Source organism: uncultured Campylobacter sp., from assembly GCF_938041645.1.
Classification (GTDB): Bacteria; Campylobacterota; Campylobacteria; order Campylobacterales; family Campylobacteraceae; genus Campylobacter_B.
In genome coordinates this window covers 1-23,869 of record NZ_CALIST010000020.1, presented here as the reverse complement: position 1 = coordinate 23,869, position 23,869 = coordinate 1, and the positions used below count along the sequence as shown (strand labels likewise).

Annotated in this window: 21 protein-coding genes and 1 other RNA gene; 6 read left to right on the top strand and 16 right to left on the bottom strand. The window is 45.3% G+C overall.

Annotated elements, in window-relative coordinates:
• Positions 1-166: 166 nt before the first annotated feature.
• The 5 genes from Q0600_RS02965 to Q0600_RS02945 all read right to left on the bottom strand — a co-directional run bounded on the left by Q0600_RS02965 (position 167) and on the right by Q0600_RS02945 (position 5,373).
• Positions 167-679, bottom strand: coding sequence for a pyridoxamine 5'-phosphate oxidase family protein (locus tag Q0600_RS02965; RefSeq protein WP_298756726.1), 513 nt, complete (start codon positions 677-679; stop codon positions 167-169).
• Positions 680-1,840, bottom strand: a complete 1,161-nt coding sequence (gene ftsZ, locus Q0600_RS02960; protein WP_298756723.1) for a cell division protein FtsZ — start codon at positions 1,838-1,840, stop codon at positions 680-682.
• Between the two features lie 22 nt (positions 1,841-1,862).
• Positions 1,863-3,230, bottom strand: a complete 1,368-nt coding sequence (ftsA, locus tag Q0600_RS02955; RefSeq protein ID WP_177389106.1) for a cell division protein FtsA — start codon at positions 3,228-3,230, stop codon at positions 1,863-1,865.
• Complete coding sequence (locus Q0600_RS02950; RefSeq protein WP_298756721.1) at positions 3,223-4,680, bottom strand: peptidylprolyl isomerase; 1,458 nt, start codon at positions 4,678-4,680, stop codon at positions 3,223-3,225. The genes ftsA and Q0600_RS02950 overlap by 8 nt, the downstream gene beginning before the upstream one ends.
• Before the next feature lie 132 nt (positions 4,681-4,812).
• Positions 4,813-5,373, bottom strand: a complete 561-nt coding sequence (locus Q0600_RS02945; protein ID WP_005869054.1) for a class II aldolase and adducin N-terminal domain-containing protein — start codon at positions 5,371-5,373, stop codon at positions 4,813-4,815.
• A 64-nt stretch (positions 5,374-5,437) separates the two neighbouring features.
• On the opposite strand from Q0600_RS02945, the gene rsmH reads away from it, so the two are divergent.
• The 3 genes from rsmH (at position 5,438) to Q0600_RS02930 (ending at position 9,150) form a co-directional block, all read left to right on the top strand.
• On the top strand, positions 5,438-6,373 hold the full coding sequence (gene rsmH / locus Q0600_RS02940; RefSeq protein ID WP_298756718.1) for a 16S rRNA (cytosine(1402)-N(4))-methyltransferase RsmH: 936 nt from the start codon (positions 5,438-5,440) through the stop codon (positions 6,371-6,373).
• 907 nt (positions 6,374-7,280) lie between these two features.
• Entirely contained in the window at positions 7,281-8,090 is an 810-nt protein-coding gene (locus Q0600_RS10545) for a hypothetical protein (protein ID WP_366517534.1), read from the top strand.
• A complete protein-coding gene (locus Q0600_RS02930) occupies positions 8,080-9,150 on the top strand; it encodes a DNA recombination protein RmuC (protein WP_298756715.1) in 1,071 nt (356 codons plus the stop codon). Before Q0600_RS10545 ends, Q0600_RS02930 begins: the two co-directional genes overlap by 11 nt.
• Before the next feature lie 1,204 nt (positions 9,151-10,354).
• On the opposite strand, the gene Q0600_RS02925 is transcribed toward Q0600_RS02930, so the two are convergent.
• Together Q0600_RS02925 and rnpB are read right to left on the bottom strand one after the other, a co-directional pair.
• Positions 10,355-10,633 carry a hypothetical protein gene (locus Q0600_RS02925; protein WP_298756712.1) on the bottom strand — a complete coding sequence of 93 codons (279 nt, stop codon included), beginning with the start codon at positions 10,631-10,633 and terminating at the stop codon, positions 10,355-10,357.
• Positions 10,634-10,670: 37 nt separating this feature from the next.
• An RNA gene (rnpB, locus tag Q0600_RS02920) (RNase P RNA component class A) lies at positions 10,671-10,987 on the bottom strand.
• A gap of 341 nt (positions 10,988-11,328) precedes the next feature.
• On the opposite strand from rnpB, the gene Q0600_RS02915 reads away from it, so the two are divergent.
• Entirely contained in the window at positions 11,329-11,691 is a 363-nt protein-coding gene (locus Q0600_RS02915; RefSeq protein ID WP_298756709.1) for a hypothetical protein, read from the top strand.
• Positions 11,692-12,172: 481 nt separating this feature from the next.
• Here the strand turns inward: Q0600_RS02915 and truD are convergent, their stop codons facing one another.
• Positions 12,173-13,285 (bottom strand): tRNA pseudouridine(13) synthase TruD, encoded by a 1,113-nt coding sequence (gene truD, locus Q0600_RS02910; RefSeq protein ID WP_298756706.1) that lies wholly within the window; start codon positions 13,283-13,285, stop codon positions 12,173-12,175.
• A gap of 106 nt (positions 13,286-13,391) precedes the next feature.
• Here truD and Q0600_RS02905 point away from each other — a divergent pair, with 106 nt between their 5' ends.
• Positions 13,392-14,426 (top strand): hypothetical protein, encoded by a 1,035-nt coding sequence (locus tag Q0600_RS02905; protein ID WP_298756703.1) that lies wholly within the window; start codon positions 13,392-13,394, stop codon positions 14,424-14,426.
• Positions 14,427-14,598: 172 nt separating this feature from the next.
• Here the strand turns inward: Q0600_RS02905 and Q0600_RS02900 are convergent, their stop codons facing one another.
• The 8 genes from Q0600_RS02900 to Q0600_RS02865 form a co-directional block, all read right to left on the bottom strand.
• Positions 14,599-15,069, bottom strand: a complete 471-nt coding sequence (locus Q0600_RS02900) for a hypothetical protein (RefSeq protein ID WP_298756700.1) — start codon at positions 15,067-15,069, stop codon at positions 14,599-14,601.
• A 15-nt stretch (positions 15,070-15,084) separates the two neighbouring features.
• A complete protein-coding gene (locus tag Q0600_RS02895) occupies positions 15,085-15,561 on the bottom strand; it encodes a hypothetical protein (RefSeq protein WP_298756697.1) in 477 nt (158 codons plus the stop codon).
• Between the two features lie 441 nt (positions 15,562-16,002).
• Complete coding sequence (locus tag Q0600_RS02890; protein ID WP_298756694.1) at positions 16,003-16,689, bottom strand: lysophospholipid acyltransferase family protein; 687 nt, start codon at positions 16,687-16,689, stop codon at positions 16,003-16,005.
• The gene (locus tag Q0600_RS02885) at positions 16,670-17,962 is read right to left on the bottom strand and encodes an SH3 domain-containing protein (RefSeq protein WP_298756691.1); all 1,293 of its coding nucleotides are present in this window, start codon (positions 17,960-17,962) and stop codon (positions 16,670-16,672) included. The genes Q0600_RS02890 and Q0600_RS02885 overlap by 20 nt, the downstream gene beginning before the upstream one ends.
• Positions 17,956-18,621, bottom strand: a complete 666-nt coding sequence (gene purQ, locus Q0600_RS02880) for a phosphoribosylformylglycinamidine synthase I (protein WP_295152903.1) — start codon at positions 18,619-18,621, stop codon at positions 17,956-17,958. The genes Q0600_RS02885 and purQ overlap by 7 nt, the downstream gene beginning before the upstream one ends.
• On the bottom strand, positions 18,618-18,854 hold the full coding sequence (gene purS, locus Q0600_RS02875) for a phosphoribosylformylglycinamidine synthase subunit PurS (protein WP_298756688.1): 237 nt from the start codon (positions 18,852-18,854) through the stop codon (positions 18,618-18,620). Before purS ends, purQ begins: the two co-directional genes overlap by 4 nt.
• A 3-nt stretch (positions 18,855-18,857) precedes the next feature.
• Positions 18,858-19,577 carry a phosphoribosylaminoimidazolesuccinocarboxamide synthase gene (gene purC, locus Q0600_RS02870; RefSeq protein ID WP_291937547.1) on the bottom strand — a complete coding sequence of 240 codons (720 nt, stop codon included), beginning with the start codon at positions 19,575-19,577 and terminating at the stop codon, positions 18,858-18,860.
• 10 nt (positions 19,578-19,587) lie between these two features.
• Positions 19,588-20,877 carry a S41 family peptidase gene (locus Q0600_RS02865; protein WP_298756729.1) on the bottom strand — a complete coding sequence of 430 codons (1,290 nt, stop codon included), beginning with the start codon at positions 20,875-20,877 and terminating at the stop codon, positions 19,588-19,590.
• Positions 20,878-21,093: 216 nt separating this feature from the next.
• Here Q0600_RS02865 and Q0600_RS02860 point away from each other — a divergent pair, with 216 nt between their 5' ends.
• Positions 21,094-23,703, top strand: a complete 2,610-nt coding sequence (locus Q0600_RS02860; protein ID WP_298756684.1) for an AAA family ATPase — start codon at positions 21,094-21,096, stop codon at positions 23,701-23,703.
• The last annotated feature ends 166 nt before the right edge of the window (positions 23,704-23,869 follow it).

The following is a 23,869-nucleotide window of genomic DNA, read 5'->3' as shown; positions in this document are numbered from 1 at the left end:
GGAGCCGATAGTAAGCGGCACGATCGCCGCGGTGGTGCCGATGCTCGTGCCGATAAGAAGCTTTGTAATTTGGCGATACGAAATTTCAGATTAAAATTTGCCTAACATTCAAACTTGAAATTTTAAGAAATCAAGCAATTTAAATTTAGATTTCTTAAATTTAATTCTATAAAATTTTAGCTTTTGCGGTTACGGATTTTATTTTAAGCTCATACACTTTCGTGCGTTTTAGGGATGCTTTGGAGGCGAATTCTACACGCGACATGTAGTTTGGGGTGTATTTTTCGCAAAGTATCCGCAGGGCGTAAATTTTACGCTCGTCATCTAACACTTCGTTTGCTTCGCAAACGGCGATCGCGCTGCGGTACTCCGTCGTATAAACTCTAGAGCCTAAAGCGGCAGCGTCGTTTGCGATAGATCGGTATTCTTCATCGCTTGGGGTAGGAACGCGGTTGTAGCTAACAAAAACAGCCGTTACCGCGCGTCCGTTTTGAAAGAGTTTCGCCTTTGTACCGGCAGGCGCGCCGTGGATATAAATAATGTCTGCATCGCGCACGGGCGAGATAGGCACGCTAAAAATTTCGCCGCTCTCGTCTATGCAGCTAAGCGTAGCATATTCGCTCTCGTCGATGATTTTTAACGCCTCATCTTCGCTTAGCTGCCTATCTCGTCTGCGCATTTAGTCCATCTGGTTGCGTAAGAATGCGGGCTCATCGAGCTCGTCGTAGGTCTCGTCTCCGTTAAAATCGCCGCTACTTACCTTTTGTCTAGAAAAGATAGAATTTCGACCCATGCTCTCTAAAAGCGCCTTCCTGCGATCCGCTACGTTATCGCTGGCGACCTGCTTTTTTTCCTCGATGCTCCTTTCAAAGCCGGTGGCGATGAGAGTAACCTCGACGCGGTTATTTTCCATCTTAGGATCGGTGGTGGTGCCCCAGGTAACGTCGGCATCCTTATCCACGGTATCTTCGATGATATTCATAGCAGATTCGATCTCAAGCAAGGAGCAATCAGGCGACATCTTAAAATGCACTAGCACACCCATAGCGCCGTGGATGGAGGTATTGTCCAAAAGCGGAGATTGGATCGCACTTTTTAGCGCTTCTTCTGCCGCGCCATCACCTTCGCTAACGCCGATACCCATAAGCGCCAAACCGCGGTGAGTCATTACCTTTTTGACGTCGGCATAATCGACGTTGATATCGCTGTCACCGGACTCTAAGATCACGGAGATCATACCGTTTACGGCTTGGAATAGGACATTATCTACGATTTTAAAGGCATCTTTTAGGCCGGTTTTTTTATCGATGATCTTCAATAAATTTTGATTTGGGATAACGATTATGGAATCGCACTCTTTTTTAAGCTCTTCAAGACCCTCTTGTGCTAGTCGCATGCGCTTTTTGCCCTCAAAACCGAAAGGGGTGGTAACGACGCCGATAGTTAGCGCTTTTTTCTCTTTCGCAGCTTTTGCAACGATAGGTGCAGCGCCCGTACCAGTACCGCCACCTAGACCGGAGCCCACGAAAACGATGTCGGAGTAGTCCAAGCGGTCTTTAAGATAGTCGTAGTTCTCCTCTGCAGCCATTTTAGCAAGCGCTGGATCCATACCGCAGCCAAGACCTTTGGTAGTGTTTTCGCCTAGTAAAATTCTAGTATTTGCGATCGACTTTTCTAACGCCTGTGCGTCGGTGTTAGCTACCATAAGCTCAACGTCGGTTTTGGTAAATCCTTCGCGGATCATGTGATTTATCATGTTGCATCCGCCGCCGCCGACGCCGATCACCTTCATCTTAGCACCGTAGATGCCCTTTCTTTCTTCCATGCTGTATCCTTTCACGAGTATCTCCTTAGCTTAAAATTTAAAACCAATTTTTCATAGACGACCAAATTTTATTGAAAAAATTTTGTCCGTCTTTTTTGGGAAGTTGGATATTTAGATCCTCCTTCTTAGCCGCACCGCTATCCGCTCTGATGCCCTCTTTTTCTATCGCCTTACTGACCTCTTTTTCATAATATTCGTTCACATTTCGTTTCGGAGCCTTGTTTATAACTTCGTCTTTGTAGCGGAGTTTGCCGTTAGAGTCCATCTCGTAAGGGGTAAATTCGCCGAAACCATACATGCAAAGTCCTAGTGCGCAAGAATTTGAAATATCATCGGCGATCTCGTGCAGACCGCCCACGCTCTTTGCTCTTGCAACCCTAACGGAAGTGTTATCAAAAACTATCGCCGCTAAATCGCGCACATCGTCTAGCTTCGCCATACCGCCCGTGATTACAATACCTGCGCCTATGCGGTCTTTATAGCCGCTTCTTTCGATCTTATCGGCTATCATATCGAAGGTCTCTTTAACGCGAGCCAGGATGACTTGAGAGATGATCTCAAGGCTTATGATGTGGTTTTCTGACTCGCTATCTCCTAAAGCAGGCAGCTCGACTTCGCTATTGCCTTGATTAATTAGATCGTTATAGGTAATTTTAATGTTTTCCGCATACGGAAGCGGCGTATGCAGAGCGCGAGATAGATCGTTAGTAACGTTATTAGAGCCAAACATCACAACATCGTTATAACGCAAGGAATTCCCCAGGTGGATGACTATATCGCATGTAGCGCCGCCCATGTCAATCAGCACTACGCCGAGCTCTTTTTCGTCCTTGCTAAGCGTGGATATGGATGATGCGTAGCCCGAAAGGACGATGTTATCTACCTTTACGCCCGCCATCTCTACGGATTTTTTCAAATTTTTAATTGAGCTTTCGGGAGCGATGACGATATGCGTGGATACCTCCAGGCGGGTACCGCTCATACCGAGAGGGTCTTCGATGTGTTCCTGCTCGTCGACTCTAAAATCATATGGAAGCACATGTAAAATCACGCTATCGCTAGGCACGTTAGCCTGAGCTTCGGCAACCTGCATGGCACGCTTTATTTCATCCAACCCGATCTCATTTTCCATGGTTATGACACCGCGAGATTTAACGCTTTTGGCGTATGAGCCCGAGATAGATATAATGGCTTTATCGTAGCTTCTGCCAGCTCCTTTTACAGCCGCTTTTACCGCCTGCTTTATTGAGCCTGCGGCTTGCTCTATGTTTGTTATAACGCCCTTTTTGATACCTAAAGTATCGGCTCCGCCAACGCCTAAGACCGTAAAAATGCCATCATTTTTAGCGATTATCGCGCGAATTTTAGTTGAGCCTATATCTAGACCTAAAATATACTCACTCACTGTCTTTACCTTTAAAATATCTTTCGGTTTTATAGCGCTTTTCTAGCATTTTGGTTAGATCATCTTGCAGATTAGAATTTAATAACGTGGTTATTCTATCAGCTACGATCGTTTTTTCTTTATCTATCTCTTCACTACTACCTAGGCTCTGCTGTGAAATTTTATACACTACGGCTTTATTATCAAACATCACTATCCCTTCTTTCACAGGCTTATTAAACATATCGATAAGAAATTTATAAAATTCGTCATCGCTTAACTTAGTGTTGTTTTTACTACTTAGAGATAAGGTGCCGAAATCTTCGCCTTTAAAATTTTTAAGCGCATCTTGAGCTCTTTTTTCAAGTAGCTCTTTACGTTTCTTCGTTTCAAATTCTTTAGAAGCCAAAGACTTAGCCTCTTCAAAGCTCATCTGCCTAGGCTGTTCTACACCGTTTAGTTTAGCAATCAAATATCCGCCTTTGTACTCGAAAGGCTTTATGACATCTCCTGGCTTTGCAACCTCAATCTCAGATATTGGAAAATTGCTAGCCGTAGCAACTATAGTTTCATTAGTATCAAGCTTGCCTTTTTTAATCTCCAGATAATCCTTTGTAGCGTCTTTTTTAACCTGATCCATCCGGTAATCTTTTAAGACATTAGGTTTAGCCTCTGCAAAATCCAATAGTTTATCATCCAGGCTTCTATACTCGCCTCTGTGTTCTTCATAAAATTTACTTAGTTCCGTCTCATTCACGTCGGCTTTACTAGGCGCCACGAAATAGGCCCCTAGATTATATTTTTTCTCGGTCATAAAGTGCGATTTCTCGCCTTCCCAAAATTTCTTTAGCTCGTCATCGTTAAAAGTGACGTTAGCATCGGCGTAGATTATCTCTGCAGAAACCTTATCCTGCATCAGCTGCGATGCAGCAAATGCTTCTACGATCTTAGGGCTAGGCGTTATTTTTAGCGCTTTGCCGAGCTTTTCTAAAGTTAAGACCTTTTGTAGATTGCGCTCAAATTCCTTTTTAGTTAGTCCTGAATTCCTTACGACATTATCGTAAAGTTCTTTACTAAATGCACCGTTTTCCTGAAAATTCGGCGAGTTTAGCACAAATTCCGCCACATCTTTATCACTGGCCTGAACGCCTAAGTCTTTAGCAAAATTTAGAAAATATGCTTCGCCGATTAGCTGATCTACTGCGATCTGATCTAGATGCATATTTTTGGCTTGTTCTTGAGTAAATTGCCCATCGCTCATAGCACTCAGCCTGTTGTATAGTTCGGAGTATTTTGTGTTTAATTCTTGATTTGTTATGGAAATTTGCCCAACTCTGGCGATTGAGCCTGCGCGGTTAGCGTTCATATCATATGCGCCCCAGCCGACGAAGCCTGCGCCCACGAAGGCTATCGTGCTTATCCAGATCGTCGGTATAAGCGACTTCTTATGCTTTTGCATCCATTCTATCATCTAAATCCTTAAATAGCTAACTAAAGAAATTTTTTGTTAGTAATTATACAGATAAAACCTTATGTAAGGCTGAAAAATAGGCATTTTTGGCGAATTATAACGCGTTAGTAAATGATTTGGTATACATTAATCTTAGCTTAGCAAAAGCAGCTTTGAACTCATTTCTAAAATCGCTATTTTTTTCGCCATTTGCTGCGCGCTCCTTGCATGGGCAAAAACCCCATAGCCGCGGATCACCATTATATCGCTATTTTCATTTATCATATAGTTACAAATTTCGTACGGCGCACGCTCGTGCCAGTCGTCGTAGCTCTTAGGATCGTAAATTTCAATGCGCTTAAATTTGCTCGCCCCAAAGTAATCTCGCGGCAAAATAAAATCATGCTCCAGCGTATATGCGACGAGATATGGCGGTGTCGCGTAGGTTACGAATTTCGCCTCTTTTATATTTTTGTAGATATTTATATGTATGTCGCTATCGATGCTAGCATCCTGCCAGCGGTAGTCTTTTTTTGAAAACAGCGTTATAAAATCATCCCTATCCAGGCTATCGAAAATCGCGTCTTTTTTGTTGATCAAAAATTGATTTTCTTTAATTTTTGCTGAAATCGAGCCGTGAAAGATTCCAAAAAGCCTATCTCTAAACATCGAAAGCGAAATTTTGCGTAAAATTTCATAATAATACTCGTCCATCTCTCGCCTTTGTAAAAAATTTCGCTATTATATAGGATTAGAAATTTCAAAAGGATAAAATCAGGTGCAAGCTCCACATATTCCGGTACTTTTTTCGCAAACGATCGCAGCATTTTCGCAGCTTGAGGATGGCTATGTTATCGACTGCACGCTAGGCTACGGAGGGCACAGCGAGGGCATTTTGACCGCTAATCCGCGTCTTAAGCTTATCGCTTGCGACAGAGATGCCGAAGCGATAGAATTTTCGCGCGAGCGGCTCAGTAAATTTAAAGATCGCATAGAAATCCACAAAGCAAAATTTAGCGAAATTTTAGAAATTCTACCCGAGCAAAAGCTCCGCGCAGTTCGTGGGATCTTAGCCGACATTGGCGTTTCGTCGCTTCAGCTGGATAAAAACTCGCGCGGCTTTTCCACCAAAAGCGATGCGCTGGATATGCGAATGGACGAGAGCGCAGCGCTAGATGCGGCGTATGTCGTAAACAGCTACTCGCAAGTGGATCTGGCGCGCATTTTCCGCGAATACGGCGAGCTAACAAACGCTAACGCAATCGCTGCTAAAATAGCTACTGCGCGGGCTAACGCACCACTAACAAGTGCTAAAGCTTTGTCAAATTTAATCGGAACGAAGCCCGTTAAAGGGCGCAGCATCAGCACGGCTACGCTAGCATTTCAGGCGATCCGCATCGAGGTAAACGACGAGCTTGGCGAACTAAAGCGCCTGCTCACACTCATTGAGCAAAAATCGCGCGATTCAATTCTAACTAATGCAATTGTCGCTATAATCTCGTTTCATTCGCTTGAAGACCGCATAGTAAAGGAGCGATTTAGGGCGTGGGAGCGCGATTGCGTCTGCCCTAGCGAGTTTATGCGCTGCGAATGCGGCGGCGGACATTCGTTAGGTAAAATCCTAACCAAAAGCCCTATAATAGCGGACGCGCAAGAGCTTGCGCAAAACTCGCGAGCAGCGAGCGCGAAGCTTAGAATTTTTTGGCTGAAATAACCGCCTTTGCTTGCTATAAATTTTAAATTTTGACGAAATTTTGTAAAATTTATAGATTTGCAGGCATTAAATTTTAAAATTTTATGGAATTTTAAAATCCAGCTTACAAAGATTCGCTTTAGAATTTATAATATTTTCGGTGTTTTTTTTGGACACCTAATAGCTAAATCATAAAATTTAACAAAAAGTTTAACGTTGAATTTTACGCTAAATTTAATGTATAATTTTATGAGATTTAGCTGCTGCATATTTTAAAAACTAAGTGGCAACATAGATATAGAACCGAACGAAAGTTAAAATTTGGTGCCTAAAGCAAGCGGCGTAATGCCAAATCTAAGTCCTTTGCATTAAAGAAATTTTGCAAGTGAGCCGTAATTTCATTGATTTTTTTAGATGATAGAGCTTACTTGCAAGCGATATCTTTCGCTTAGCGTTTTAAGGTGCATCGAAGACGCAATAAAAATTTTAAGCGGTTTTTCAGACGATTTGACAAAATTTTATAAATAGTCAATCTTGGTAAAGTAAGCTCGATTTTTACCTGTCAAAATGAATTTCCTAAGCAGGCGGTGCAAAAAAACGCGCAAAATTAACGCGATGCTTCTTTTGAAGCTTCTGCTGCTATACAATATCGTGCAAAGAGCCAGCCAAATAAACGCAATAGCCCGCTAAATTAAAATTTTACTTTTGCTGGCCGAGATATAATTTTGCGAGTTAAGATAAAATTCCATTTACCGAGGTAAAATTGCAAAGAAGAATTTTGCCCGTAACTTTGACTTTTAAATTTCACCTTAACGGCTCATTGCTGGGTACACGCGAGCTGCGGGCTTCGAGCTGAATTTATCTTGACGCAGGCGCCTTGGCGGCGAGTAAAGATAAGATCGTGGTTTTAAATTTATGGAGATTTTAGATGAATAAATATGAATATTTTGCCGACGACGATGACGGGCACGACTTCGCAGGAACATCTGATCTAGCGGGTATAGAGCTTGCGAAAAGACGAACTATGGAGGATCTGACGGATGAGGAGCTAGAGGATAAGCTTGCCGCGGATCTTTCCGTAAAACGAAACTACGCGGGCGCAGCGGGCGGTTACGACGATTTTACTAGCTTGGAATTCGAAAGTTCAGGCTTTACAAGCACCCAAAACTACCTAAATTCCGAAAGCGGCGGAACAAAATTTAATAAAAACAGCAAAGTAAAATTCAAAGGACGTGGCGACGCAAATCTTTCAGCCGCTCGCGGCAGCGATAATTCCAGCGGAGCGAGCTACGGCGATTTTGTAGGTGCCAATTTTACCGGCAAGGTGGATTATGCGGCGTTTGTGGGTGCGAACTTTACAGGCACGCAAAATCAAAATTACGCAGATATGGGCGCGCATGATTATGCAAGCCTTGCTGCAGGACGCGGTTACGGCAGTTTCGCGGGCGCACAAGACGAGCTACTACGCAACTACGACGCCGAGAAAAAAAAGGAGAAAAATCTCACGCTTTATCAGCTTTTAGTTGTTTATCTGCTGATCGGATTTGCGTTTTTGCTGACGGTGCCGGCGATTTACATCCGCAACGAAATTTATTACATCAGCCGCGACATCGCCGCGCTTCGCACCAAGCACGAGGTTTTGCTTGAGGAAAATCGCGCGCTTAACAACGACATCGAATATCTACGCTACAAAAATGAAATTTTAGATCCGCAAAGCGTGCAAGAAAATGGACGCTGACGGGATTGTGCTCGCGGCGTTTGCGTTTTTTGCTGCACTAGTGCTTGCCCTGCTGATCGCGCTCGTGCTGCAAAACCGCCGCATAAGCGATGCAAACTCCGCGCTTAGCGAGCTTTTAAGTGAAAGGCTTACGGCTCAAAGTGCGAGAGCAAGTGCCGAGCTTTTTAAGCTAAATCAAAGCCTAAATGACGGCTTTAACGATAAGCTCTATTATCTTAATAGATCCCTAGGCGAGGGTTTGCAGCGCCAAAATAGCGCGCTTAGCGAGAATTTAAGCTCGCTGGATCGCGGCTTTAAGGACATAGCGGAAAATCTAGCGCGAATGAGCGAGCAAAATAAAACTTCGCTTCAGGTGCGCGACGAAATCGCAAGGCTAAACGCGATTTTAGGCAACGTCAAGCTGCGCGGCAACTTCGGTGAGTACCGATTAGAGAGAATTTTATCGATGATTTATGGGCAAAACGCCGCGTTTTACGAGCTGCAAAAGCACCTACCAAACGGCAGGATCGCAGACTGCGCGCTACATATCGCAAAAGAAAAAATTCTTTGCATCGACTCAAAATTTCCACTTCAAAGCTATGAAAAAATTATCGCCGCCTCCGCCTTAAACGACGCCGCAGCGCTTGCTAGTGCGGATAAGCAACTCGCCGCCGATATGAAAAAACACGCCGCAGATATCGCGGAAAAATACATCATACCGCCTCTTAGCACGGAGTTTGCGGTGCTATTTGTACCCAGTGAGGCGGTTTTTGTATATGTCTGCGAGAAGCTGCCGCAGGTGCTTGAATACTGCGCGCAAATCGGCATTTTTGCGACATCACCCACGACGCTGCTGGCGCTTTTAGACACGATCCGTACCTTCGTAAAAGACGAGGCGCTCGCGCAAAATATCAAATCGGTAAAAAATGAAATTTACGCGCTAAAATCGGACTTTGAGGCGCATGCTAAGTGTGCGACGGCGCTTCAAACATACGCGGATAAGCTCGCCGCGCAAGCGGAGCTTTTAAACAAAAATGCAAAATCTCTAAAAGCCCGCTTTGAGCGTTTTAGCGAGCTATAATGAGGCAAACCGTAGCGTACAATGCGGCGCTTCGGGTGCCTTAGCACGCCGTAACGCGGCGGCATTTTGCGCGGCTAGATTATCGGTAAAGGCTTTAAGTTCCGCCTCTCATAAAGCTTTAGCTTTTGCATTGTAAGCTTGCATGGCTTTCTAAAATTATCGCTGGGCTACCTATTTTGTGTATTCGGTGTTTATTCGGAGTAAAATTTCAAAAACGGACGCAAATCTCAAAACATACGCCGTATTTAAAAATACAAAAAGATTAGGCGGGCAATCTTACGCGGCGGCAAGATGAAATTTTAAGTTTGACGCAGCGCCAAAACGCACAAAATTCTCTTGCGAAATCTTAAAATTCTAAAATTTCTCGACAAAAATCAAAGCCATGGCACTGCAAATTCGCCAAATACCTTCGCGCTAAAAACCCAAAAAATCTCGCTGCTATAGTCTCAAAAAACCGCGTATCTTAAAATTCTGCGAGTAAATCGAAATTACCAAGCGTCTCAAAGCCGCATGCGTAAGCGAAAAAATCGCTGCACCTTAAAGCTACCCTAACGATCTCGTTTTACCGCCTTTATATGCCGCGAAAATCGCGCAATAGGTCGAAACTGGGCGAGATAGGATTTTAAAGGCTTGATTTTACGATCGATCCAAGCACCTAGGCGCCAATTCAAATCCACTCGATGAAATATATTTATATTGAGGCTGCGAGGCTTTGACAGACGCATATACGGACACAGCAACCAACTCCACTTGATGGAATTTTTAGTGTGACTTTATACCGATCCGATTAATAAATCGTTCATCGACCGCCTCGCGGCTAAATTTTGGGGTATTGCTTTGCCACTTTAAGCCACTAATTCGAATTCACACGGTAAAATTTTTGAGTGCGACTTCGCAACTTCAAGGCTTCGCGCCGATCCAATTAATAAATCGTGCGCCCCTTAGCCAATGCGCGAGTATGTGACGCCGTTATACGATTACAGCAAATTTGGCGTGCTAAGCTAAATGCGGGCACAAATAAGCACCACGCTATGCTTCACACCGCGACTTTATATCGCTAGATCCAAGCGTAAGAAATAAATTTTAGACGCTTTTTGCTTCGCGTAAAATTTTCAATATTTTTTAGAGATTTTATAAAATTTTAAGTGCTTTGCACTGCTGCGTCACGCCACACTTATACCAAATCACGCTCAATCTGCACCGCTTATTTATCGGTCGCGCAATTTTCGTTGTAATAGGCGATGGTGCGCTCGTACTCATCGTAAGCCTGTATATAATCGTTTGCAACGCTTGGGTTTGCGTATCGATCCTCGACCGCCAAGAGCTCCGCTTCGAGCTCTTTGTAGCGCTCATAAACCTCCGCACAGGCGCGATCGTGGGCGTCGCCTTGCAAGATTACTGACTTATCAGGACCCGCACTCGCGCAGCCTCCGAACCCTAAAACGACGGCGCAAAGCGTACCGCATAAAATTAAGCTTTTCAAAATTTTTTCCTTATTCCAAGTAAATAAATTCGGCGTAAAAATAGGTGTGGTTATAAGCCGAGTTCCGTTACAGCGGTCATTTATCTAGACCGATTTTTGCAAATCGGTTCGAGCGAACGGTTCAAATATAAGACGAAACCACCCGTTCTTGCTGCAGGTTGGGTTTGCATTGCCGCCCGTGTTTCCACGCGCGCGGTGGGCTCTTACCCCGCCCTTTCACCCTTACCGCTTGCGCGGCGGTTTGCTTTCTGTTGTACTTTCCCTAGGGTTGCCCCCGGCGTCCGTTAGACGCAACCTTGTCTTATCGCAGCTCGGACTTTCCTCTCCTTGCGGAGCGACCGCACGCCACACCCGAGCGCAATTATAGCTTTTTTGGCTTAAATTTCAGGGCTCGCGGAATTTAAGGGGCGGAATTTTACGCCGAGAGCAAGTATAAACTCCCGCCTCTGCACCATTACCTCCGGAGGATGACGACGATAAAGAAGCTAATAAATTAAATCACATCTTTAACAAAACAGAGCATAAATTAGATGATTTTTTAAATAAATTTGAAAATAATCAATAACAAGCTTATAATGCTATAATTAAAGAACTTGAAAAAGATATGGCAAATGGTAAGTTGCCAAATAATTTTACTAATGGTCATAAAGTCAATATTAAAGGCTATGAAATTAATGTATGTGGAGTTATAAAAAATGGAAAACCAAAAATCGGAACGATGTTTATCCCTCGATAATTTTACAGATATTGCAAATATCGAAGCTGAAATTATTAAGCTAATAAGTGATGATTTAAGCAATTATGCGCTTTATGAGCAGTTTGAAAATTCAGAAATTACAAAAAGAGAGGTTTCGACAGCCGGATATTATTGCCATTTCGAGTGTAAAAAAATATTAGAAAAAAGTAAAAATAACGGTTTTGTCGGCAATGTAAATTTAATGCTTTCTGATGAAAACATTGGAGGAGCAATGGTTCTTTTGGAAAATGGAATTTTAAAAATGTTAGAATGCTACTTTTGGGAAGAGAATAATTTTGAAAATATTGTAAACGGGCAATAGTAGATAAAAGATTTAAGCGATTTTAAGCTTAATAATATTTTGCTGGTTATTGGCGAAAATGAATTTGGGCAACTATAAAAAAGTGAAATTTAGCAAATTTTACCTACGGACGAGCCGAATAAATTTTAAATTTGAAATTCTATGGCTTAAACAAAACGGCGCGCTTACTGCGATAAAATTTTACGAAATTTCATAAAATTTCATCGTCGCATAAATTTAAATCCACGCAGCAAGCTCTAAAATTCCGTAAAATTCCGCGTGCTGCGCCGCGACGTAGCCAAGCCCTACTCTACAGCGCGGTTTAACGTGGGGTGTGGCGTGGCGCGAGCCCTATTCTGCAGCGCGGTGCGATGCGGCGTGACGTAGCGCAAGTGCGGCGTGAACCCCACTCTGCGGCACCGTTTGGCGCGGCATGAGCCCTACTCCGCGGCCGCGATTTGACGTGGTGCGGCACGAGTCTTACCCCGCGGCGCGATGCGGCTCAATCCTCGTCCGTCGCGGCACCCTCGAATATATCTCGGTGCAAAATTTCTTCCAAAACGACCGTCGCATAAGAGCCTTTTGGCAGGTAAAAACTGAAGCTAAAATGCGCATTTTGCGCATCATAGGCGTGCTGTACGCGCTCCATAAAGCTCCACGCAAACCTGCGCGAGCCGTTCATCTGCGCCTCAAACTCGCGAGCAGGCGCGAAAATTTCATCTTCAAATCTGCCGCCAAGTCCGCTAGCTCGCAGCTTCGCTCGCCCGACAATTAGTCCCGCACTCGTAATTTGCCGTTTTGCAAACCGCTCGCACTCCGCGCCAAGATCGTCGCAGCTAAAAAACGCGCCATGCGGAAAATGTCCTAAAATCTCGCCCCTTAAAAGCTTGAAAAACTGCGGCTGAGCCGCGATCTCGCGTGCCTCCTCCTTGCTTAGTCCGTAAATTTTAGCTAACTCTTCAAGGCTAAATTCCGCCGCAAATTTTGAAATTTCGACCCGCTTGCTAAGCCAGCGATTGAAAAGCTCGCTCTGATAGGCGCTGATTAGAAAGTCGCGCATTTTGGGGTTTTTAAGCCGCCTCTGTCCGCGCAGCACCTCCTCGCCCTGCGCCGCGTTGTCGCCGAACTTGCCGAAGCGCTGATAGCCGAAGTAGTTCGCAAAGCCCTCGCGCCCTAGCGTATCTAGCGCGGCTGCGAGCTTGACGGCGTCGGGCGGTAGAACCTTTTTTAGACGGATGAAAAAGTCATTGCCCCTAAGATGCCCGATTTTAAGCTTATTTTTGTGCCTTTGCACGCTTAAAATTTTAAGGCTTTCGTGCGAAAATCCGTCCAGCGCGGGTTCAAATTTAGCGGGCATACTAACGTGCTGCGTCGTAAGGCCTTGCTTGTCCTTAAGCCCCGCGTAGCCGAACTCGCGCATCTTAGCGCCCGTATGTTCGCTTAAAATCCGCAACGCCTCGTGCGTACTAATGCCCTTTTTTTGCAGCAGCAAAATGCAGTGCTCGCCCTCACCGCTAGGCTCGTAAAGCGGCACTTCGCGCACGACGAAATCGCTGGAGTTTTTACTAAAATGCGCATTTATCGGCGCGTGATTTAGGGTGTATAAAATTTTCATAGCCGGCCTTTGCGTTAATCTAAGGCGCAATTTTATAAAATTGCCGCTAAAAAACTCATTATTAAGGCAAATTCTAGTATCATTCGCCATAAAAAAAGGATGAAAAATGCTAATCAGGCTCTTTCGCTTCGATCCTCGCTGCGACGTCGCAAGCTACTTCAAGCCCTATGTTTATGAAAGCGCGCCCTTTGCCGATCTTGCGGCACTGCTTGACGACATCTGCGCGCACGATCCCTATTTTAGCGCTCAGGGAGTGGAATTTGTAAAAATCGGCGGCACCACAGTAAGCGTAAAAGAGCCGCTAGATACGCTCATAGCGCACTTTGGAAGCGAGCTAATCATCGCTCCTCTTAGCGAAAAAGAGGCGATTAAAGATCTGCGCTGCGAGCCGCGAGCGTTTTTGGATAAATTTAAAGCCTTTGAGGGCATCGCGGACGCTGCTGATTTCGAGTTTTACAAAAGCCTTGCGCCCTATTTTTACTCGACGAAAATTCCCGCATGCTCGCGGGAGTTTTTGGGCAACAGCGCCTTTATCTTCGCGCACCGCCTGATGCAGACGCACCCTAGCGAGCGTATGAGAGTTTTAGAGATCATCGAGCCGCAGATGGCGTATTTTACGAAGTGCGACGCCGTGGGGATGGAGTTTGACGACCGCGCGGCATACAGGGCGTTTTGCGATATTTTAAAATACGAGCCAGCGCAGAGCAATAAAATTTTAAGCGCGCAGAGCATGGCGGAATTTGACGCTTCTAGCGCGAAGCACAATTTTAGCGGCTTTAACGTCGCCGTGTGGTATGACGAGGCTGCGGAGGAGCTGGCTAACAGGCTGGGTGCGCAGATCGTGCACTTTGGCTGCGAAGGCGCGCCGCTTGGAGCACAGATATACGAGCGCGAGCGGGAGTGCGCGCTGCGGCTGGGGGGCGAAATTTTATTTGACGCGTTTGATAGCGGAAGCGATTTTTTGCTAGTAAATTCCAAGCTTGCGCTTGATTTTTTAGACGGCAGAAGCGATGAAATCCAAAGGCTTTTCGGCAGAGGACTCGCGGGCTTTTATCTAATTACGACGGATGAGCTCATCGCTCTAGCTCGCGGCGAGAGGCCCGACTTTTCGGCACGCAAGCTAAAGCCGACGCTGATTTAAGCGGACGAGGTTTTAAAATTTATCCTATTACGACGGTAAAATTTTAAATCGACTGTATATTGATGATCGGCATAAAGCAAATAGTTTTCTTAATCGCAGGCGGTTTAATCATCTACTATTTCTTTAATTCGGTATTTGCTTGTTTTGCCTTGTGGCTCGTATTCTTACTTTGCTATAAATTGACTATTAAGCTTGCCTTTAATTTTTCTTTTGGAGTAAAATTTTCTAGTCCAACTCCGCCACCGCCATATACGCTTAAAATTTTTCTCAAAATATCTATAATTTCATCGCTGGTTGTATTCTCGGCATCTGTTTTTATATCGTGAAGCTCATAAATAATTCTATACGGATCGCCAATCGTTTCATCATTAAAAATCCGCCTTAAGTCCAGCCCTATATCGTTACTTTTATAATGCAATAGCCATATCGTTTTAGTTAAGGCACAATCTCCTATATCTCTTAAATAATCATGCGATATACGAATTAACCAAGTATTATTTTCTCGGTTTATACACCAATCTAATCTTTCTAGGAACCATAGACTAATTTCATCATCATATTTTTTGCGTATTTTGTTTATCGTTTCCAATAAACTATATTTTTCAATATCCTCTTTTGAAATACGCTCTGTAATAAACGCCACTTTATCCCCTTTGCTTTAAATTTTTGATATAAAAGTTACTTGAATATTTTCCTTAGGGACAATAGACACTCCATCGCCATATTCATTTAGAATTTCTTTTAAAATATCCACAATCTCTTGCTTTGGTATATTCCCGATATCACTTCTTATAGATTCTAGCTCATAGATTATTTTAAACGGATTATCCGTAATTTTCGTACTAGTATTTTTGTTATGTATATTTCTTAAATCGATCTCTATATCTTTGCCTCTATAATGCAAAAGCCATATATCTTCACCGCTATAGTTCATATCTCTCGGATCTCCAATAGTGATACTGCACACTGAAAAAAGCCAAATACCTCTTTCTCGATCTATACACCAGTCTCTTGAATTTAGAATAGCCCATTCCAGCTTAACTTGATGATACTTTTCACATATCTCATTACTCGGTTTTAGTAAGTCGTATTTCTCGATATCCTCTTTTGAAATATACTCTGTAACAAACGCCATTCTCTCCTCCTTAAGAATTTAAAATTTTAGACTGCTTGCAGGTTGGCGCCGCCTTTGCTCTTGCGACAAATCGTTTAGCCATTTTCGCAAATAGCTAAATATATGCTAAATTTCATCTTACCGCGCCGCGTAAATTTTAAAATTTCGTTTTATACAGGCGCTGTTTTCTCGCCTATCTCTTGCCGATAACTCGCCGCCTGCTGCTTAGATGAAATTTTAAAATTCCACTGCCTGTGCGCATGGATAAAATTTTAAAATTTCGCCGTCCGCGCGCACGAACGAAATTTTAAAATTCCACGCCGCTTAACACGAGCGGGTGAAATTTATAAAAAAATTTCGCCGTCGCAAATCAAAGCGACGAATGAACGCGCTAGCGCACAGAAATCGCGCGAACTAACAAAAGTCGCGTTTGAATTTCATCGGTAAATTTATAAATTCCGCCTACGCTTCGGCGATTTCGTTTTCGTCGATTACGGCTTGCATCGTATCTCTGGCGTGCTGTAGCCAATCTTTATCGCTCGTGTCGAGCAGGTCTAGGTAGATGATTTTGACGTGTCCGCTGTGGACGGTGAAATCGTGAGAGTTTGCGATGTGCTGCGTGCCGATGAGCACCACGGGCTGGACGCGCAGACCGAGCTTGCTAACGATCGCTTTGGCGCCGCTTTGGAATTGCAAAAGCTGCGTGCCGCGATGTCTGGTACCCTCGGGAAACATCGTGATGACGCGCCCTTCGCTCACGCGCTGCTGCACTTCGTGCACGATCCGCACTAAATCGCGCGGATTTGAGCGATCAACCTGGATCATCTTCGGAAGCGTGATGATTTTGCCGATGATAGGGATGTCTGCGATCTCTTTTTTAGCGATCCAGCAGATATCGGCGGGATGGGTCTCTTCAAGCACGACGATATCCATTATGCTTTGGTGGTTGGCGATTACTAACTGCGCGCGCGGATCGGGAGTGCCTATGATCTGGATATCGTATCCGACGCCGTAGCGCTGGAAGCGCCCCCAAATGCGGCGGAAGCGGCGATGAGAGGAGTTTTTCACCGCCATGGCGATTACGACGCAAACGACGGTAAAAATAAACCAAATCGCGTAAAATAGCGCTCTAATCCTTGACAAGCTCATCCTTTTTTACCCAGCCGATCTTATTGCCGCCCAGCATAATTTTATAAAATTCCTTATTAGTGCCTAAAATTTCAACCTTTTCGGGATTTTTAGTCACGTAAAACACGGTGGAGCTTTGCATAGGCAGAATTCTAACCGGAGAATTTTGCGCGATACTGCCCGTGCCGTAAGGCCTTTGAGCATAGAAATTTACCGCCAAAATTAGCACAGCAAAGATAAGCGGCGTGATATTTTTGCTAAGCAGAAACATCACCAAAAGCACGGCAGCTAGCGTATAGATCGCGATCTGCTTGTAGGCTTCGAATTTACTCTCTTTCGGATTTAGCCCGATCTGCGTGCTAAGATCCTCGGCGCGCGGATTAAGTTCAAGACCGAAATTTTCAAATTTTTTAGTATTAAGATTGAAATAGCTGAAGTCTAAATTTGTGATATTTTTATCCACGACGGCGAAATAATATCCGCTCTGACTTGCGTATGTGCCGCGCACGGAGTCCACACCCTGCTTGATAATGGCTGGATTATCTATGCTAAAAGCGCTGATTGCGCCGTTTCGGATACCAAGATCGAGAGTGAGTAAATTCGATGCGTCGTCAAATTTTGTAGTTTTGTAGTTTTTAAGTTTCAACTCGTCGGCTACGATATGCGAAAAATTAGGCTTCGTATCAAGCTTCATAAATTCCGGATTATCAGGTTTGATAGAGCTTTTTTCAAAGAATTCTCCGTTGCGCTGCAAGGTCAAAACGAGCTCATTTATCTTATCGCTCTTATCGCTTGCTGCAAACCAGAGCGTCGTCTCAAACATCTCGTCACCCTCAATCCACGTAAGATTGTCGGCATTAAGCCACTTCATGCCATTGGTGCGGCTGATCTCTAGCTTTGGCTTAACGGTGATTTTCTGCCCCAAATATACGGCGAAATCAATCTTAAAAATTTGATTACAATACACCTTCCTAGGCATCCCGCTGGCTTTTAGCGTAAGCTCCTTAGGCTTAATGTCCTGATAGACCTTATCGTCGGATACATCCAGATCGACTTCGTTAGTAGGCGCCAAAGCCTTAAGATCGTCGATACTTAGATTATCCATCGACATAACCTCTTTTTTATTATACTTCAGCATCACCTTGGAATTATCGCGCGTCTGCGGCTCGTCGGGCTTATCCTCAGCTTTTTTCGGCGCGTATTTACTTAGATCATCAAGCGAATCGATCTCAATCTCCGGCGCAGCAAACGCAAGCGTGCAGACACCTAAAATAGTAAGAATTCTTTTTAGCAAATTAAGCCTTTTAGCATTTTCTCTCCATCCGTGCCGCCTAAAATAGGCTCTATCGCGCGCTCAGGATGCGGCATCAGACCGAAAATCTTTTTGTTTTTATCGCAAATCCCGGCAATTGCGTCCACTGAGCCGTTCGGATTTAGATCCGCGCCATTTTCGTCGCAATATTTTAGCAACACGCAATCCTCGTCGTATAGCGACTTTAGCGTATCCGCAGGCGCATAGTAGTTGCCCTCGCCATGCGCAATCGGGATATTTAAAATTTCGCCCTTATCGCAACAGTGCAGAAATTTATTGTCGTTTGAAACGACACGCAGATGGTGAAATTTTGAGATAAAGCTTAAATTTATATTTTTATTCATCGCGCCTGCGAGCAAGCCTAACTCCAAAAGCATCTGAAAGCCATTACAGATGCCTAAGATATAGCCGCCGCGCGCAGCATGAGCAAGAACCGCCTTCATCACCGGACTAAATTTAGCAATCGCCGCGGTTCGCAGATAATCTCCGTGGCTAAAGCCGCCAGGAAGCACGATCAGATCGGCGTTTATGTCGGTTTCTTTATGCCAGATTATCTGCGTTTCACAACCGAGCTTATCAAAGGCGTATTTGCTGTCGCGCTCGCAGTTCGTGCCGGGGAAATTTACGATCGCTACCTTCATATCACGATCTCGTAGTCTTCAATGACGGTGTTTGCCAAAATTTCATCGCACATCTTAGCGACGTCGGCGTAAATTTTATCCCTATCCTCGCCATTTATATCAAGGATGATCTGTTTGGCTACGCGCACGTCCTCTACCCCGCTAAAGCCAAGCGAAGCGAGGGCGTGTTTGACCGCCTTGCCCTGCGGATCGAGCACGCCCTCTTTAAGTCTTACGTTTACGATTACCTTCATCGCTTATCCTAAAATTCTACGCAAGACCTCTTCGTAGGCCACTTTTACGCTACCAAGATCCTGCCTGAATACGTCCTTGTCGAGCTTTTTATCGGTCTGTTTGTCCCAAAAGCGGCAGCTATCGGGGCTGATCTCATCTGCAAGTAGGATATTTCCGTCCTTATCTCTGCCAAGCTCGATTTTGAAATCCACGAGCTTTAAATTTCGCTCGTCGAAAAATTTAATCAAAATTTCATTGATCTTGCGTGCGATCTTTTTGAGCTCGTCAAGCTCGCTTTGGCTCTTTACGGCGCCAAGCAGCAAGCAATGCTCGTCATTTAGGATCGGATCGCCCAACTCATCGTCTTTATAGCAAAACTCCACCAGTGTAAACGGAAGCTTCGTGCCCTCTTTGATGCCTAGGCGCTTTGTAAGCGAGCCGGTGGCGATATTACGAGCGATGATCTCAAGAGGGAAAATCTTGCATTTTTTTACGAGCTGCTCGGTCGGACTGATCGTCTCAACAAGCGCGGTGTCGATGCCGTGCTTTTTAAGCAGATCGAAAATCAGCGTCGAAATTTTACAATTCAGCGCGCCTTTGCCGCTCTCTTCGGCTTTTTTGACGCCGTTAAACGCCGTCAGCGAATCTTTAAATTCCGAGATCAAAAGGTCGTCACTTTCGTTAACCGACCACATCTTTTTGCCCTTGCCTTCGTAGATAAGCTCTTTTTTGGTAGCTTGCATCACACTCTCCTTACTTGATGTTTAGAATTTTTATCGCGTCTATTGCGGTTTTTAACTGGATATCGTTATTAATCTGCTCTGCGGTGATGAAATTTTTCTCATCCTTTTTCTGAGCATCTTTTTTCTTGGTCTCAACCTTGGCTAACTCGCCTTGCAGGTGCTTTTTGAGATCGGCTTCTTTTAGCGAGAATTCATCCTCGTCGCGGCTCGGCACCTTGCCCGGCGCCACTATGAGATCAGGCGTCACGCCCACCGCTTGGATAGTGCGACCGCTTGATAGATAGTATCGCGCTATGGTAAGCCGCAGAGCCTCTTTATCTTCTATCGGCAGGATCACCTGCACGCTTCCCTTGCCGAAGGTGTTTTCGCCGACGACTACCGCGCGCTTTAGATCTTGAAGCGAGCCGCTTACGATCTCGCTCGCGCTTGCGCTGCCGCCATTAACCAAAACCACAAGCGGTAGATCGGTGATCTTCTTTTTAGGATCGGCGTTATGCGCCTCGGTTTCGTTTTTCGCGCGCCCTTTTTGAGAGACAATAAGACCTTTGCTTACGAATAAATTTACAAGCCCAATCGCCTGATCCAAAAGCCCGCCCGGGTTGTTTCGCAGATCCAAAATAATGCCCTTGGCGTCTCTATGCCCTTTTATAAATTTGCTCGCGTCCGCCACCACGTGCTGATCGAAATTTGTAACGCGCAGATATAAAATTTTATCATCCTCGATCATCTTAGCATAGACCGATTCCACTTTGATTATGTCGCGGATAATCTCGACGTCGAAAGGCTTGCTAACACCTTTGCGCACGATCGTTAGAGTGATTTTAGTTTTCGGCTTACCGCGCATTTTTGAGACCGCATCGTCGATCGTGATGCCGAAGGTCGCGTTGCCGTCGATACGCAAGATCACATCGTTAGCCTGAATGCCCTTTTTATCCGCCGGCGTGCCCTCGATAGGCGAGATGACGGTCAGAGCGCCGTCTTTCATACCCACTTGAATTCCAAGCCCGCCAAACTCGCCCTCGGTCTGGACTTTCGTATCGTTAAAAGCCTTTTCGTCCATGTAGCTTGAGTGCGCGTCGAGGTTATTCATAAGCCCCGAGATCGTCTTGTCCACAAGCTCCGAAAAGGTCATCTCATCGACATAATTGTTTTCGACGATCGCAAGTGTTTTAGTAAGCTTGGCTAGCGCCTCCAGACGCGTTTTTTCGCTGTCTGGCTTTTTAGTCGCGTTGACCTCTCTGGCTTGTAAATTTCCGGTAAAAAAACTAACGCCTAAAAATAAAGAGAAAATAAATCCCAAGCCGAAGAAGAGGTGTTTTTGTCGCAAAGTTTATCCTTGAAAGTAAAATGGAGTGAATTTTATAGAAAATTGGCTAAAAATAAGGTAAATTTCATACGAAATTTGTGCGTTTACGGATAAATTTAAGCCGAAAATTTTAAAATCTCACTAAAAAATCTTGACATAAAGACACTAAAGTTATATAATACAATCAACTTCAACTTTAGGAGAAAATTTATGAACGAAACTATTGAAATTTTAACTGACAAAATGCGCTCTTTGCTCGAAAGCAGCGTTTCTTTGGCGATCCATTCCAAAAATAGCGAAGTGGGCGTATTGCACATGCTTTGGGCTTTGGTAGCCGACAGCGGCTCGGTGCTAAATCAAATTTTTAATAAATTTAGCATCGAAAAGACCGCGGTCGAACTTGAGATCAAAAGCGAAATTTCAAATTTGCCTACGAGCTCAAACGTCACGAAGGAAAACGTGCGAATCTCGCGCGAGCTGATGAACTCGCTAGAGGTCGCAAAGGGGCTAATGACGAGCTCGGGCGATAAATTTATCGCCGTAGATACCTGGCTGATCGCAAATTTAAACGCCGATCCGCTAAAAAAAATTCTATCTAAATTTGCAGATCTTAGCGAGATCAAAAAGGAGCTGGAGGCGCTTCGCGGTGGCAAAAGCATCGATTCGCAAACCGCCGACGAGACGCTTGAGGCGCTTAGTAAATTCGGCGTTGATCTCACCGCCAAGGCGATCGCGGGCGAGCTCGATCCTGTCATCGGTCGCGACGAGGTGATTTCGCGAATGATGCAAATTTTAATCCGCAAGACGAAAAACAACCCTATCCTACTCGGCGAACCGGGCGTGGGAAAAACCGCGGTCGTCGAGGGTCTTGCTCAGCTGATCGCAAAAAAAGAGGTTCCGCTCAGCCTGCAAAACAAACGCGTCATCGCGCTTGATATGAGTGCGCTAATCGCGGGCGCGAAGTACCGCGGCGAGTTTGAAGATAGGCTCAAAGCCGTCATCAACGAGGTCGTAAAAGCCGCGAACGTCGTGCTTTTCATCGATGAAATTCACACCATCGTAGGCGCGGGCGCAAGCGAAGGCTCGATGGATGCCGCAAACATCCTAAAGCCCGCCCTTGCGCGTGGCGAGCTACACGCTATCGGCGCTACGACGTTGAAAGAGTATCGAAAGTATTTTGAAAAAGACGCCGCGCTTCAGCGCCGTTTCCAGCCCGTGACGGTCGCGGAGCCTAGCGTGAGCGAGGCTACGGCGATCTTGCGCGGCATAAAGGAGCGGCTAGAGGTGCATCACAACGTCACCATCACCGATAGCGCGCTTGTGGCGGCTGCAAGGCTAAGCGACCGCTACATCAGCGATAGATTTCTGCCGGATAAGGCGATCGATCTCATTGACGAAGCGGCGGCGGAGCTTAAAATGCAGATCGAAAGCGAGCCCAACGAGCTTGCCAAGGCTAAGCGCGACATCCTTACGCTTCAGGTCGAAAAGGAAGCCCTTAAGATGGAGGATGACGGCAAAAACGACGAGCGGCTCGCGCAGATCGATAAAGAGATCGAAAATTTAACCGAGCAGAAAAACGCGCTTCAGGCTAAATTTGAAAACGAAAAGTCCGTATTCGGCGGCATCAGCGAGGCGAAAAAAGCAATCGATAGCCTTAAAAACGAAGCTAGCCTAGCAAGACGCAACGGCGATCTTAGCAAGGCTGCCGAGATCGAATACGGCAAGATCCCCGCCGCGCAGGCGAAGGTTAAGGAACTTGAGGCGAAATGGGACGTGATGAAAGAAAACGGCGTGCTTTTGCGAAACCGCGTGGACGAGGAGAGCGTGGCTGAAATTTTAAGCAAGTGGACGGGCATCTCGGTAAGCAAAATGCTCTCCTCCGAAAAGGAGAAATTCCTCCACATCGAGGAGCATCTAAAAGAAAGCGTCGTGGGGCAGGACGAGGCGCTGCACGCCATCGCTCGCGCCGTCAAGCGCAACAAAGCGGGGCTCGTAAACGAAAACCGCCCGATCGGAAGCTTTTTGTTTTTGGGTCCTACCGGCGTCGGCAAGACCGAGAGCGCGAAAAGCTTAGCTAGATTTTTATTCGACGACGAGCGGGCGATGATCCGCTTTGATATGAGCGAATATATGGAAAAGCACAGCGTCAGCCGCCTGCTCGGCGCGCCTCCTGGATACGTGGGCTACGACGAGGGCGGGCAGCTTACCGAAGCTGTGCGCAGAAAGCCCTACTCGGTGCTGCTTTTTGACGAGATCGAAAAGGCGCACAAGGACGTTTTTAACATCCTGCTTGGAATTTTAGACGACGGACGCGCGACCGATAACAAGGGCGTTACGGTCGATTTCAAAAACACGATCATCATCCTAACGAGCAATATCGGTTCGGCTAAGATTATGGAGCTTGACGCCAAAAATACGGACAAGCCGCGCGAGGTAGCGCTTGCCGAGCGAGAGGAGGCGGTAAAGAGCGAGCTGAAGAATTATTTCAAGCCCGAATTTATCAACCGCTTGGACGATATCGTGATCTTCAATGCCCTAAGCGAGGACGATCTTATAAAAATCGTGGGCATTATGTTTAAGAGTCTGCAAAAAACACTCGCAAACCGCGGCATTAACGCGAGTCTAAGCGAAAATGCCAAAAAGCTCATCGCCTCGGCGGGCTTTGATATCGAATACGGCGCAAGGCCGCTACGAAGGGCGCTCTACGATCTAGTAGAGGATAAGATCGCCGATATGATCCTAAGCGACGAGATCAAAACGGGCGATAAAATCGAAATCGGCGCACGTGACGGCGAGATCGAGATAAAGAGGGTGAAGTAAAATTCAGCGGAATTTATCCTGCAGGGTAAATTCCGCGCTTTGGTGGAGTAAATTTGGCGAGGTAAATCTCACCGTCTTAGCTAGGTAAATTTGGTGGGTAATCTTTCCCATGGGAATTGAAACAAAAGTCTTTTTATTACTTTTATTATTACTTTTAAAATTTTAT

Excerpts from the sequence above, each read along its gene's own strand:
- Q0600_RS02895 (WP_298756697.1), bottom strand. The coding sequence starts at position 15,561 with ATGGCGTTTGTTACAGAGTATATTTCAAAAGAGGATATCGAGAAATAC.
- truD (WP_298756706.1), bottom strand. The coding sequence starts at position 13,285 with ATGAAAATTTTATACACCCTAAATCACGCGCCGATAAATGCGCATTTT.
- purC (WP_291937547.1), bottom strand. The coding sequence starts at position 19,577 with ATGCAAGCTACCAAAAAAGAGCTTATCTACGAAGGCAAGGGCAAAAAG.
- purS (WP_298756688.1), bottom strand. The coding sequence starts at position 18,854 with ATGAAGGTAATCGTAAACGTAAGACTTAAAGAGGGCGTGCTCGATCCG.
- Q0600_RS02950 (WP_298756721.1), bottom strand. The coding sequence starts at position 4,680 with ATGATAGAATGGATGCAAAAGCATAAGAAGTCGCTTATACCGACGATC.
- Q0600_RS10545 (WP_366517534.1), top strand. The coding sequence starts at position 7,281 with ATGAATAAATATGAATATTTTGCCGACGACGATGACGGGCACGACTTC.
- purQ (WP_295152903.1), bottom strand. The coding sequence starts at position 18,621 with ATGAAGGTAGCGATCGTAAATTTCCCCGGCACGAACTGCGAGCGCGAC.
- Q0600_RS02930 (WP_298756715.1), top strand. The coding sequence starts at position 8,080 with ATGGACGCTGACGGGATTGTGCTCGCGGCGTTTGCGTTTTTTGCTGCA.
- Q0600_RS02965 (WP_298756726.1), bottom strand. The coding sequence starts at position 679 with ATGCGCAGACGAGATAGGCAGCTAAGCGAAGATGAGGCGTTAAAAATC.
- Q0600_RS02915 (WP_298756709.1), top strand. The coding sequence starts at position 11,329 with ATGGAAAACCAAAAATCGGAACGATGTTTATCCCTCGATAATTTTACA.
- Q0600_RS02945 (WP_005869054.1), bottom strand. The coding sequence starts at position 5,373 with ATGGACGAGTATTATTATGAAATTTTACGCAAAATTTCGCTTTCGATG.
- Q0600_RS02890 (WP_298756694.1), bottom strand. The coding sequence starts at position 16,689 with ATGAGCTTGTCAAGGATTAGAGCGCTATTTTACGCGATTTGGTTTATT.
- Q0600_RS02905 (WP_298756703.1), top strand. The coding sequence starts at position 13,392 with ATGCTAATCAGGCTCTTTCGCTTCGATCCTCGCTGCGACGTCGCAAGC.
- Q0600_RS02860 (WP_298756684.1), top strand. The coding sequence starts at position 21,094 with ATGAACGAAACTATTGAAATTTTAACTGACAAAATGCGCTCTTTGCTC.